Annotated in this window: 13 protein-coding genes; 6 read left to right on the top strand and 7 right to left on the bottom strand. The window is 63.7% G+C overall.

Features of this window, described 5'->3' with window-relative positions:
- Positions 1-70: 70 nt before the first annotated feature.
- From LB533_RS17045 to LB533_RS17060, 4 genes are read right to left on the bottom strand one after another with little or no spacing between them, the layout of a single operon-like run.
- On the bottom strand, positions 71-730 hold the full coding sequence (locus LB533_RS17045) for a hypothetical protein (protein WP_140641566.1): 660 nt from the start codon (positions 728-730) through the stop codon (positions 71-73).
- Positions 711-2,108, bottom strand: a complete 1,398-nt coding sequence (gene fliI / locus LB533_RS17050; RefSeq protein WP_224677788.1) for a flagellar protein export ATPase FliI — start codon at positions 2,106-2,108, stop codon at positions 711-713. The genes LB533_RS17045 and fliI overlap by 20 nt, the downstream gene beginning before the upstream one ends.
- A 1-nt stretch (position 2,109) precedes the next feature.
- On the bottom strand, positions 2,110-2,832 hold the full coding sequence (gene flgF, locus LB533_RS17055) for a flagellar basal-body rod protein FlgF (protein ID WP_140513633.1): 723 nt from the start codon (positions 2,830-2,832) through the stop codon (positions 2,110-2,112).
- A gap of 2 nt (positions 2,833-2,834) precedes the next feature.
- On the bottom strand, positions 2,835-4,646 hold the full coding sequence (locus LB533_RS17060) for a DUF1217 domain-containing protein (protein ID WP_224677789.1): 1,812 nt from the start codon (positions 4,644-4,646) through the stop codon (positions 2,835-2,837).
- 157 nt (positions 4,647-4,803) lie between these two features.
- Between LB533_RS17060 and motA the strand changes: the two genes are divergently transcribed.
- Genes motA through LB533_RS17090 form a run of 6 tightly spaced genes read left to right on the top strand, consistent with a single transcriptional unit; the run spans position 4,804 to position 9,643 of the window.
- Positions 4,804-5,679, top strand: a complete 876-nt coding sequence (motA, locus tag LB533_RS17065) for a flagellar motor stator protein MotA (RefSeq protein WP_140496207.1) — start codon at positions 4,804-4,806, stop codon at positions 5,677-5,679.
- 32 nt (positions 5,680-5,711) lie between these two features.
- Complete coding sequence (locus tag LB533_RS17070) at positions 5,712-6,659, top strand: FliM/FliN family flagellar motor switch protein (RefSeq protein ID WP_224677790.1); 948 nt, start codon at positions 5,712-5,714, stop codon at positions 6,657-6,659.
- Positions 6,660-6,676: 17 nt separating this feature from the next.
- On the top strand, positions 6,677-7,063 hold the full coding sequence (gene fliN, locus LB533_RS17075) for a flagellar motor switch protein FliN (RefSeq protein ID WP_140641558.1): 387 nt from the start codon (positions 6,677-6,679) through the stop codon (positions 7,061-7,063).
- Between the two features lie 43 nt (positions 7,064-7,106).
- Positions 7,107-8,120: a flagellar motor switch protein FliG gene (locus LB533_RS17080; RefSeq protein ID WP_224677791.1), complete on the top strand. Its 1,014-nt coding sequence runs from the start codon at positions 7,107-7,109 to the stop codon at positions 8,118-8,120.
- A 9-nt stretch (positions 8,121-8,129) separates the two neighbouring features.
- Positions 8,130-9,212 (top strand): flagellar biosynthesis protein FlhB, encoded by a 1,083-nt coding sequence (flhB, locus tag LB533_RS17085; protein ID WP_140641554.1) that lies wholly within the window; start codon positions 8,130-8,132, stop codon positions 9,210-9,212.
- Positions 9,209-9,643 (top strand): hypothetical protein, encoded by a 435-nt coding sequence (locus LB533_RS17090; protein WP_140496202.1) that lies wholly within the window; start codon positions 9,209-9,211, stop codon positions 9,641-9,643. The genes flhB and LB533_RS17090 overlap by 4 nt, the downstream gene beginning before the upstream one ends.
- On the opposite strand, the gene LB533_RS17095 is transcribed toward LB533_RS17090, so the two are convergent.
- The 3 genes from LB533_RS17095 to LB533_RS17105 form a co-directional block, all read right to left on the bottom strand.
- Positions 9,644-10,414, bottom strand: a complete 771-nt coding sequence (locus LB533_RS17095; protein WP_140641552.1) for a helix-turn-helix transcriptional regulator — start codon at positions 10,412-10,414, stop codon at positions 9,644-9,646.
- Entirely contained in the window at positions 10,411-11,121 is a 711-nt protein-coding gene (locus tag LB533_RS17100) for a helix-turn-helix transcriptional regulator (RefSeq protein ID WP_140641550.1), read from the bottom strand. Before LB533_RS17100 ends, LB533_RS17095 begins: the two co-directional genes overlap by 4 nt.
- Positions 11,122-11,608: 487 nt before the next feature.
- Entirely contained in the window at positions 11,609-12,640 is a 1,032-nt protein-coding gene (locus LB533_RS17105) for a histone deacetylase family protein (RefSeq protein WP_224677792.1), read from the bottom strand.
- Positions 12,641-12,653 lie beyond the last annotated feature (13 nt).

The following is a 12,653-nucleotide window of genomic DNA, read 5'->3' on the forward strand; positions in this document are numbered from 1 at the left end:
GTGCCCAAAGACTAGGCCGCCAGTCTTGCGCGGACCTTGCGGGCGGACGCAACCGGCATGCGCGGCGAACTTACCTGGAAAGCTCGATCACCTGATTGGCGCTGGTGACCATCACCCATTTGCCGTTGCGTTGCTCGATCGACGACACCTTGTTGGAATCCGGCAGGATCGAGCCACGCTGGACCATCCACAGCCCGGTGTCGTCCTCGATCATGGCGCGGCCATTGGCGACGTGGACCATGCGGAATTTGGTGACGTCGGCCGGAAAGGGCTGGTCATCTGGCGCCGGGGCGGCGCTGGGATCATCCTGCACGGTTCCGGTGGCAAGCAGGTCGATATTGGCATTCGGAACGTCCTTGGCCGTCAGCGGCGCGCTGCGCTCGGCAACCACGCCGCCGCCCTCGCGTCCAGAATTGGTGCCGGTGCCGCCGAACTTGATTGCCTGAACGCCGAACTGTTCCTGATTGAAGAAGATATACCAAGGGAACAGCGCGCAGATCAGGCCGAGCGTGATGCCGAGCGCGGCGATGACGAAATCGCTGCGCCGGCCGGCCTTCTTGCCCAGCCTTGGAAACGCGGCCTTGGGCGGCTGCGGCCATTGCGGCGCGGCGAAGAGCCCGTCGATGGCCGAGTTGCGGCTGGCTTCGATCTCTTCTTCGGCTTTCGCCTCCGCGATCATTTCACGCAGGATGCGCTCGGTATGCTGGAGCTCAGTCCCCTTGTTCGGCATTCTGCTTTCCCTTGAGATGGCGAGCGAGATCGGAGAATGGATCAGCGGACGGGCGGTCCTTCGGCGATTGCATCAGCGCCTCGTAGATCAGGGGCACCTGGCGCACCGCCATGTCGAGTTCGGCGTCGGCGCCGCCCTGGTAGGCGCCGAGCAGGCGGATGTCGCGCGTGTCCTCGAAGCGGGAGATCATCGACTTCAGCCGCGTCACCAGCGCGCGCTGCTCGACGCTCCAAGCCTTGCCGGCCAGGCGTGATATGGACGACAGCGGATTGACCGGCGGATAGCGGCCTTGTTCGGCGATCGCGCGGTCGAGCACGACATGGCCGTCAAGGATGCCGCGCACGGAATCGGCCACCGGATCGTTGTGGTCGTCGCCGTCGACCAGCACGGAAATGATCGCGGTGATCGATCCTTTCCCCTCCACTCCCGGCCCGGCGCGTTCGAGCAGCTTGGGCAGCTCGGTGAAAACCGAAGCGGGATAGCCGCGCGCGACCGGCGGCTCGCCCGTTCCCGTCGCTACTTCGCGCAGGGCGTGGGCAAAGCGGGTGATCGAATCCAGTACCAGAAGCACGCGGTGGCCCTGGTCGCGAAAATGTTCGGCGACGTGCATCGCGGTGTCCGGCGCGCGCCGGCGCATCATGGCGCTTTCGTCACTGGTGGCGACAACCGCGACAGTCTTGGCCATGCTGTCGCCGATCGTGTCCTCGAGGAATTCGCGGACCTCGCGGCCGCGTTCGCCGATCAGCGCCACGACCACGGTGTCGAAAGCGTCTGCGCCGGCGAGCATGGCCAGCAGCGTCGACTTGCCGACACCGGAACCGGCAAAGACGCCCATGCGCTGGCCGAAACAGAGCGGCGTGAAAATGTCGATGACCTTGACCCCGGTCATGAAGGCGGTGCCGACGCGCTGGCGCGCCATGGCGCCGGGCGTGGCGGCCCCGGACATGCCGTCGCCCCTGATCAATGGCGGGCCACCGTCGATCGCCCGGGTGAGTGCGTCGATCGTGCGGCCGCGCCACGAGGCATGCGGCGCCACGGTGAGCGGACCGCGACGGAAAACGGCGTCGCCTATGCCGGCATCGGCACTGCGTTCGAAGGGGGCCACGACAATCTCGTCGCGGCTGATCTTGACGATCTCGCCGCGGCGCGTGCCGGCATGGCCGCGCTGTTCGACAAGATCGCCCAGCCTGGCGAAATCCGAAAGGCCGCGCACCTTGTAATGCGTCGATGTGACTTCGCTGACGAGGCCGCCGCGTTTGAGCAGTCCCTCGGCATCGCTGAAGCGCCGCCATATCCGCTCCAGCGCGGCAAGCCGGTCTTCCGGCGTTGGCTGGGGCAGTCTTTCGGGTGCGCGCAGGGTTGGCTGGTCGAAAGACATGCTACTTCGAGCCGAGCGTCTTGATCGCCTCGTCGGTAGAGGAATCGGTCTGCCGCATCAGGGCGGCGGTGTTCTCGAAAGCGCGCTGGACCATGATCAGCCGCGTCATCTCCAGCACCGGATTAACGTTGGATTCCTCGACGAAGCCCTGGGCGACGCCGATATCGGCGCGATCGGTCACCGGCTCGGGCGTGCGCGCCGGCACGATGCCGGAATTGCCGTAGCGCACGAAATTTTCGCCCGGATCGAAATTGTACAGGCCAATGGAGCCTACCAGCTGATCATTCTGGCGCAACGAGCCATCGGCTCCGGCCTTGGGTGGGCCGTTGCGGGGGTCGAGCTGGATCGGTGCGCCGCCGGCGTCGAGCACGGGATGGCCCTCGACCGACATCAGCTCACCATTCTCGTTCATCGAGAAGCGGCCATCGCGGGTCATGACGGTGCCGACCGGCGTCTCGATGGCGAACCAGGCGTCGCCCTGTATGGCGAAATCGAACGGATTGCCGGTCTCGGTCAGGGAGCCATGGGCGCCGGAAAGATAGGTCTTGCCCGAGGAGGCGAAGGACACGGATTTCGGCCCGGTGCCGGACACCACGTCCTCGAACTTCACCCCGGTGGCGCGAAAGCCGACGGTCGAGGCGTTGGCGACATTGTCGGCGATCGTGTCGAGCCGGCGCTCGAGCGCGATCTGCGAGGAAAGGGCGACGTAGAGACTGTCCCGCATGGTCAGAACTTCAACTTTTGCATGGCCATCATCAGGTCGGTGGAGATCCCCGCCGTGACCGGCTTGGCGAAGAGCACGCTGATCGACGACACGGCTGACGAGGTCGGGTGGTTGATCTCGTACATGGAGGTGAAGCGGGTCAGGAACTTGCCGAGCTTTTCGGGGTCGGAGAAATCAGAAATGTCGAGCTTCTGCTCGAACAGCTGCGCCTGCTTGTCGACGTCGGCGGTGGCGAAGGAATCCGGCAGGCCGAGCACGGTGCGCACCACGCTGGCAAGAGCGGTGTCGGCGAGCACATCGTACCAGCTGGTGATATCAGGCGCCTTGCGCTGGAAATAGAGCGCCAGCCGTACGCCCTCGTTGGTTTGGCCGGCATCCTCCTCCAGCGTCTGGCGCATGTATTTGTCCACGGTCGGCTGCTGTGCCGGATTGGTCGTGGTGGCCGCTTCGCCGTATTGTTCGAAATTGAAGGCGGAGGCGAGCCCGGCATAGGCTTTGTTGGTCATCTTGTTGGCGACGCTGTCGGGGTCGCGGACGCCACCGGCCAGGACGCTGCGGATGAGGTCCTTGCTCTCTGTCGCCGGATCGAGCGCGTAGGCCGAGAGCGCATAATTGTACAAGCGGCTGTTGGCCATCAGATCGTCGATGGACTTCACGTTCGTGATGTTGGCCAGGTAATATGCGGTCTCCGACTTGATGTAGTCCGCATTCGGCTTGATCAGGCCAAGCGCCGACCCTGTCGTGTAGATTTTCGGCGTATCTTTCAGCACTGCGTCGCGCGTGGTTGTCTGATCGCCATATTGGGCAAAATCGAAGGCCGTGACGAAGTTTGCGTATCGTTTATCGGTCAGCTTGTTTGCAGGGCTGTTGGGATCGCTCACGCCGCCCTCGAGCATGGCGCGGATCTGCCGCGGGGTTTCGGTCGACGCATCCAGTCCATAGGACGCCATGGCGAATGTAAGCAGGCGCTTGTCCGCCATGAGATCGTCAATCGACTTCACGTTGGAAATGTTTGCCGCGTAGTAATCGGCCTCGCCCTTGACGTACTGCGCGCTCGGCTTGACCAACGTCAGCCCGGCTCCGGCCATGTAACCCTTAGGCACCGCCTGCTGGACGTTGTCGCGCGTGGTCGTCTGATCGCCATACTGGACGAAGTCGAACGCCGAGACGAAGTTGGCGTAACTCTTGTCGGCCAGCTTGTTGGCGGGACTGTTGGGATCGCTGACGCCACCTTCGAGCATCGCCCTGACCGTTGCGGCCGGTTCGGTTTCGGCGTCGAGCCCGAATGCGGCCATCGCGTATGTCAGCAGACGGCTGTCGCCCATCAGGTCGTCGATCGACTTAACCTTGGAGATGTTGGTGACATAATAGGCGGTTTCGCTCTGATAGTAAGAGAAGCCCGCCTGCGAGGCGCCGATCTGGACTTGCAGCGCATAGTTGCCGGTCACCAGCTGCTGCGCCTTGTTGTAAACGGTGGTATTGGCGCCGTTGGCGGCGAAGTTGAAGGCGCTGACAAATTCGGCGTAGCGCTTGTCGGTCAGCTTGTTGGCGAAACTGTCGGGGTCGGAAACGCCTTCCTTGAGCGCCTTGACCATGAACGCCTTGGCGTAAGCCATGTCCTCCAGGCCGTAGGCCTTCATGGCATATTTGAACAAACGGTCATTGTTGACGAAATCGTCGATCGATTTCACCTTGGTGATGTTGTCCAGATAATATTTGGTGTCGCGATCGACCGTCGGCTGCTTTTCGATGCGGTCGATCGACTTGTCGATGTCCCTGGTGATCAACTGGTAGCTGGTATAGGTACTGAGCAAGGACGCGCCTCCGGCCGAAGCTATGCCAGCACAATAAACTCACTTCCTTGCGCGAAACTGAATCGCGCCGATCGGCTCGATGCCGCTCCGATTCAAGCCTCACACAAGGCACGGGGACTATCCCTTGCAGCTGACTTGAAATGCGGAAGGACCTCTCGTGGGCATTCTGATTGGACTGGTGGTGACGCTCGGTTGCGTCCTTGGCGGCTTCATGGCCATGGGCGGGCATCTGCATGTGCTGATGCAGCCCTGGGAAGCGGTGGTCATCTGCGGCGCCGCGCTCGGCACCTTCCTCGTCGCCAATCCGATGAAGACGGTCAAGGACACCGGCAGGGGCATCCTCGAAGCCTTCAAGCAGGCCGTGCCGAAGGAACAGGATTATCTGGAAACGCTCGGCGTGCTGCACAGCCTGATGCGTGAACTGCGCTCGAAGTCGCGCAGCGAGGTCGAGGCGCATATCGACAATCCGGAGGAATCGGCGATCTTCCAGGCGTTTCCCACCGTTCTGAAGAACCACGACCTGACGCATTTCATCTGCGACTATTGCCGCATCATCATCATCGGCAACGCCCGTTCGCACGAGATCGAGGCGCTGATGGATGAGGAAATCCAGACCATCAAGTCCGACAAGATGAAAGCCTACCACGCGCTGGTGGCGGTCGGCGACGGCTTGCCGGCGCTCGGCATCGTCGCCGCCGTGCTCGGCGTGGTCAAGGCGATGGGCGCGCTCGACCAGTCGCCGGAAATCCTTGGCGGCCTGATCGGCGCGGCGCTGGTCGGCACCTTCCTCGGCATCTTCCTGTCTTACGCGGTGGTCGGGCCCGTCGCCACCAAGATCAAGACGGTGCGCGAGAAGAAGAACCGCCTCTACATCATCGTCAAGCAGACGTTGCTCGCCTACATGAACGGCGCCCTGCCGCAGGTGGCGATCGAGTTCGGCCGCAAGACCATCTCGTCCTATGAGCGGCCGACCATCGACGCCGTCGAGCAGAGCACGATGAACACCGGCTCCGCCGAGAAAAGGGCCGCCTGAGCGATGCGCGACAGATCGGTGCCGACATTGTCATGACCAGTCCCGGCAGTCCCTCACAAGCGCGCTCGCTGATCATCGAGCGTCTGGTCGGCGACAGCGGCGAGGCCGCCCAGGTCATCGGCACCGGTCGGGCGATGGCCGAACGCGCCGCGCCGCTGCTGCAGAAGAGCCTGACCAGTGAGCTTGGAGTTCCGGTCACCGTCGATCTCAGGGGCGTCGACGTCAGCCGCGTCGCGGAGGCCCGCTCCCGTGCCGGCGAGACATTCGCCATGACCATCGTTGCGTCAGCCACGTCCTCCGATGCCATGACCCTGGTGATCGATGCGCCGGCGATCGCGGTCACGCTTTGCACGCTGTTCGGCGGCGACCCGGAGATGCCGGCATCGCCGATAGAGCGTGATCTGTCGCAGATCGAGATCGATGTTTCGACCATGGTGTTCCAGCAGGTCGCGCAGGCATTGAACGGATCGGGACGACGGTCGCTCGACCTGCGCCTGCCAGTGCCGCGGGCGATATCGGGCAGCGAAGCCAAACGGCACGTGTTGCGCGATGGCGCTGCAATCCGCATCGTCTTCGGCATCTCGACGCCGGCCGACAGCGGCACCGTTACGGTGACGATGCCGCAGCGTGTCGTGCTGGCCAGCCGGGACAGCGCTGCCGCCGGCGGCGAGAACGATCAGGGCGCCAACTGGCGCGCGCGCTTTTCGGAAGAAGTGATGCGTTCCACGGTGGCGCTCGAGGCGACCATGCCGCTGGCCCGACTGACGCTCGGCGATCTTGCCGATTTCGAAATTGGCCAGATCATCGAATTCGAGGAAACGGCGCAGTCGCAAGCGCGTCTCGGCGCGCGCGGCAAGACGCTGTTCGTATGCGAGTTCGGCAAGCTGGGACAGAATTACACCGTCCGGATCAAGCATCCCTATGATGCCGGACAGGATTTTATCGACGGGCTCATGCCGGCTGGTGCCGGGCACGCCTGAGCTTTTGGAGACGATGCATGGCCAAGACCAAGGCAGAAGCCGAAATCGACCAGCCGGACGAGCAGCTCGACCGCGCCATCGAGGAATTGCGCGGGGTTCTGCATGAAGAGGAACAGCGCCCCGATATCGCGTTCAAGGCCGCGTCCGCGGCCAATTCGAGCGTCATCATGAACATCCCCGTCGACGTCCAGATCATCCTCGGCAGCACCGAGATGCCGGTGTCCGACCTGATGGGGCTGCAGAAGGGCTCCACCGTGGCACTCAACCGCCGCATCGGCGAACCGGTCGACGTGGTGGTCAACGGCCGCAGAATAGCGCGCGGCGAGATCACCGTGCTCGAAAGCGACCCGTCGCGCTTCGGCATCAGGCTGACCGAAATCATCGCCGGCACGAAGGGCGCGTGAAGATGCGTCGCGGGTCTTGCCGGTGGCAGCGGGAGCGAAAGGCATGACAACGTCCCTTTCCCTGACGCGTCCGCAGAAGGCGGCCGCGATACTGGTGGCGATGGGCAAGCCGTCGGCCAGCCGCCTCTTGAAATTTTTCAAGCAGGAGGAATTGAAGGCGCTCATCGAAGGCGCCCGGCTGCTCAGGACCATTCCTCAAGGCGATCTCGAGCGCATCGTCGCCGAGTTCGAGGCGGAGTTCACCGAAGGCGCGGGACTGCTCGATTCCGCCGACAGGATGGATACCATCCTCAACGAATCGCTCTCGCCCGAAGAGATGAGCGCGATCATGGGCGACAAGAAATTCGAGGTTGCGCCGGAAGGTCCGCCGCCGATCTGGCCCGAGCTCGAGAAGCTCGAGCCGGTGCGGCTTGGTACTTTCCTGGCCGGTGAGCATCCGCAGACTGCGGCCATGGTGCTGTCGAAGCTGGGGCCGCAGGCGGCGGCGAGCGTGCTGTTGACGCTGAGCAAGCCGACGCGCGGCGAGATCATCAAGCGCATGGTGACGATGGCCAATGTTCCCGACGCCGCCAGCAAGATCGTCGAAAACCGGCTGCGCACCAGCGTGTTGGCGGAAACCGCGACCAAGGATACATCGGCCGGACAGGCGCGCGTCGCCAGCGTTCTCAACGAATTGGACAAGCCGCTGCTCGAGGAGGTCATGCAGGATCTGGAGGCCGCCGGCACGCCCGATCTCGACGGCGTCCGGGCTCGGCTGTTCGCCTTCGAGGATTTGCCGCTGCTTACCCAGAAAGCGCGCGTGCTTCTATTCGACGGGCTGTCGACCGAACTGGTCACGCTGGCGCTGCGCGGCACTTCGGCGATCCTTGCCGAAGCGGCGCTGTCGGCGATCGGCGCGCGCTCGCGGCGCATGATCGAAGCCGAACTCGGACAAGGATCCGACGGGGTTCCCCTCGCCGACATCATGGCGGCGCGCAAGACGATCGTGACGACGACAATCCGGCTGGCGCGCGAAGGCGCGTTCGAGCTTCCCGCGACCCAGAACGCCGCCGCCTAAGGCCGGATCATGGCAGAGGCGGTCGACAAGGATTCCAAAACCGAAGAAGCGACGGAAAAGAAGATCCGCGACACCATCGAACAGGGCAAGCTGCCCCATTCGAGGGAGACCGCGCTCCTGGCCTCCTTCGTCGCCATACTGGTGTTCACCGTCTTCTACGCCAAGGATGCCATTGTCGATCTCGGCATGTTCCTGTCGATGTTCCTGGAGAAGCCGGAAGCCTGGCCGATGGACACCGAGACCGACGTCATCGCGCTCTACAAGATCGTCATGCTGGAGGTGGGCCGTGCCGTCCTCAGCCTGCTGGTGCTCCTGACCATCGCCGGCATCGGCGCCTCGGTGTTCCAGAACATGCCGCAATTCGTCGGCGAACGCATCAGGCCGCAGCTGTCGCGCATCTCGATGGTCAAGGGCTGGAACAGGCTGTTCGGGGTGCAGGGCTGGGTCGAGTTCCTGAAGGCGCTCGGCAAGGTCGGCTTCGCCATCGTCGTGCTCGCCTTCACGCTGTCCGAGGATCACCGCAAGCTGCTCGCCGGCATGATCACCAATCCCGTCGCCTTCGGCCTCGTCATCCGGGGCATCGCGGTCGACATACTGGTGGCGATCGTCTTCGTCATGGGCCTGATCGCGGCGATCGACATCGTCTGGTCGCGCTTCCACTGGAAGCAGGACCTGCGCATGAGCAAGCAGGAGGTCAAGGACGAGTTCAAACAGTCCGAGGGTGACCCGATCGTTAAGTCGCGGCTGCGCTCGCTGGCGCGCGATCGCGCTCGCAAGCGGATGATGACGGCGGTGCCGCGCGCGACGCTGATCATCGCCAACCCGACGCACTTTTCGATCGCGCTTAAATATGTGCGCGACGAGGATTCGGCACCGCTGGTGCTGGCCAAGGGGCAGGATCTGGTGGCGCTCAAGATCCGCGAAATCGCGCGCGAGCACAACATCCCGATCTTCGAGGACGTGGCGCTCGCCCGCTCCATGTACAAGCAAGTTTCGGTCGATAGTGTGATCCCGTCGCAATTCTACCAGGCCGTCGCCGAACTGGTGCGGATCGTCTATTCGAAAAAGGCTGAGCGCAGACAGATTTCATGAACCGCCAACCGCACGCCAACTCCCGCGAGATCATCGTCGCCAGCGCCATCGAGCAAGTCGTGGCGGAGCTCAGGCTGATCGATGTCGCCGATTATATCGCCTTCATCCGGCTGGAGCATTTCGCCTGCCTGTCGGATCTGGTCGATTCCGCGGCGGAGCTGTTCTTCAAGCCGGGCACGCTGAGGCTCGGCCATGGCGGCGAGGCCCATGTCGACTGGAGCGGCAGCCCGCGCATCGTGCTCGATCTCGAGCTTCGGCCACCGGGCGTCACCGTCTATTTCCAACTGACGCTGAGCGAAAAGGGCGCCTCGGTCGCCGTCAACTACGTGTCGTTCGAAAAGCCCGGCGAGGACCCCGAGCACAACACCGCCCTGCTCGAGGCGGTGGTCGAACAGGCGCGGATCCGCAAGGTCGAGCCGCTGGCGTTCTAACTATTCGATCAGGCCGAGCCGCAGCGCCTTGGCGACCGCCTGGTTGCGGTTGACGGCGTTGAGCTTCTGGGTCGACTGGGTGAGATACTGGTTGGCGGTATGCACCGACAGTTTCAGGAGCCGCGCGATCTCCTCGCTGGTGTTGCCGTTGGCGGTCAGTTTCAGGCATTCGAGCTCGCGCTTGGAGATCGCGCGCGTCTTGCCGACATCGCCCGGACGCATGCGGGCGACGGCGGCGAACAGCGAAAAGCAACGGGCGTGGATTTCATAGAGCGCGTCCTGCGGCAGGGCGATCTCCGAGCCGAGGAAGACGACGAGGCCGCACTGGCCGCGATCGGCATGGACGGGAAAGGCGATGCCGCTGCTGCCGGGCGCCAGCGGCGCCATCTGCTCGGTCCAGGCAAGGCCGGCGAACATCTCGCCCATGGCCGCCACACCGTCATCCGTCCACCAGCGCGGTTCGGTCGAGATCCTGCTATGGCGCACGATCTCCTCGCCATTGGCGCCCGAGATGAACTTGGTCGCCACCGATATGCCGGGATAGTCGGAATCGAAGCACGGCACCAGCCGCGCCCGCTCGAGCGACGGGCTGACGAAGAACAGGCCGAAGGCCGAGGCATTGATGTCGACGGCGATCCACCGGCAGCGCCGCACAGCATCGGAAATGGTCACGGCGTGATGCGTTTCGGAGCCGAGCGAGAAGGCGCCGAACGGATTGCGCTGGTCGTTGAAAAGGGCCTCGGCGGCCTGCTTGACGTCGGCCTGTTTCAAATGATGCCGCTCCTGATCGCCGTGGCGATAGCCATCGCGCGGTTGCTGGCCGCGAATTTCTGGATGGCGTGGGTGATGTAGCTGTTGACGGTGTTGGAGGACACGCCAAGGATGAGGGCAACCTCGTCCGTGGTCTTGCCTTCCGAGACCCAGAACAGGCATTCGCGCTCGCGGTCCGACAGCGGATCCTGCATGGCGGCGGCGGCGATCAGTTGCGGAATATGCGAGAGCGCGTAGCAGCACTTCAACTGCGCCTTCATCAGCGCCGGCTGGTCGATCCGGCCGGCGGCTGCCGCCGAGAACAGCGCGAACAGGCGTTGGCGGCCGACATTCAGCCTGAGCGAATAGATCTCGGCATGGCCTAGCACGTCGAGCAGGCGTGCCTCTTCGCCGGAGACCAGCCCCTCGGCCTGTGGTGCCTGCGCCGACACTAGCGGCCTTGGACGCATGCCCGGCGCAACGGTGAGCGCGCCTTGGGCAAGGCCAGCGATCAGCCGCTTGCCGATCAGTTCGATGGCGTCGAAAATCCAGTTGGACGAGACGATGCGCGCGTCGTTGCGGTCCTGATCGTGGACGATGGCGACCAGCATATAACTGTCGGCACCGATCTCGGCGGTCAACTCCATGAAAAAGCTGGTGAGATCGCCGCGCGACGTCAGGCGCGAGCCCAATGTGTCGGATTGAAGAAGCGCGGCGGGACTGCTCATTTGCTGTTTTTGGCCGGAATCGATGCTGATGTCCGGATGCTGGAGAGCCAGCCGCCGAACCTGAAAACGCGTTACATTTACGAGACACACACAAGCGCGGGGTCGCGCCCGATCAGACGGAATCCATTCAGGGAACGCGAAGCCGTCCGCGTCTGGCGCCAGAAAATTCCGGCACTTGAGACTTTGGGTGGTCGCCGCGCCCCCCGAGGACCGGCTGATTCGGGTCTAATCTACCCCCAGATGAATCTGACATCAAACGCGATTTGACAAAATCGAATCAAGTGGACTCAAGCCGCGACTCAGGCGCCGATTTTCGCGCGTTTCGGTGCGTGGAAATACCCGAGCCGTGCAAGCCGGTCATCTCGGCCGGGGCTGTTTCGGTCGCGCCCACCAAGGGGCCGGATGTCGCTGGAGGATGTCAAAGAGCGGCTGACGCCGCCCTTTTTCGTGGTTTCCCTCAGAGCTGCCGCGCTTCGGGCAGCCGGTGTCACCGGCCCTCGAAGCCGGTCAGCACGCCGACGGCATTGATGCCGATTTCCTCGACGGCGTAGCCGCCTTCCATGACGAACAGCGTCGGCAGGCCGAGCCTGGCGATGCGGCGGCCGATCATGGGATAGTCCGACGACTTGAGCTTGAACTGGCTGATCGGATCCTTCTCGAACGTGTCGACGCCGAGCGAGACGATGACGATGTCTGGCGCGTAGGCGGCGAGCCTGGCGCAGGCGTCTTCCAGCGAGGCGCTCCAGGCGTCCCAGCCGGTGCCGAACGGCATGGGATAGTTGATGTTGAAACCTTCGCCCGCGCCGGCGCCACGCTCATCGGTATGGCCGAGGAAGAACGGATATTCGACCATCGGGTCGCCGTGCAGGTTGAGGACCTGCACGTCGGCGCGGTCGTAGAAAATCTCCTGTGTGCCGTTGCCGTGATGATAGTCGACATCGAGGATCGAGATGCGGCTGGCCCCCTGGTCGCGGAACCATTGCGCGGCAACGGCCGCGTTGTTGATGTAGCAATAGCCGCCCATGAAGCCGGCTCCGGCATGGTGGCCGGGCGGACGGCAGAGCGCGAAGGCAGACCTTTCGCCGGCCTTGACCAGGCCGGCTGCCGTCAGCGCGACGTCGTAGGACGATTTGATCGCGGCCCATGTGCCTTCGACGAAGGTGGCGCCGCCGTCGAAGGAATAATAGCCGAGCAGGGCGTCGACTCGCTTGGGCGGCACGTCGCCGCGCAGGCCGCGCGTCGGCCAGGTGAAGGGCATGGCTGTGCCTGTGTGGCCCTCGGCGATCCATTGCGGCCAGACCGTCGGCAGGAAATCGACGTAGTCGGCCCTGTGGATGCGCTTGGCGGCGGCAAGATCATGCTCGGCCGGCGCGATGATTGGTCCGAGATTCTCGCTCTCGACCCGCGCCTTGATGAATTCGGCTCGCGAGGGCTTTTCGAACCCCGGCACGATCGCCGATGTGACCAGTTCCATCTGGCCGGCATGGCCGGCATGAAGCGGCGAATAGACAGTCTTCATGAAATTCCTCTCG

The sequence above is a fragment of the Mesorhizobium sp. BR1-1-13 genome (assembly GCF_020165515.1).
In the GTDB taxonomy this organism is placed as follows: Bacteria; Pseudomonadota; Alphaproteobacteria; order Rhizobiales; family Rhizobiaceae; genus Mesorhizobium.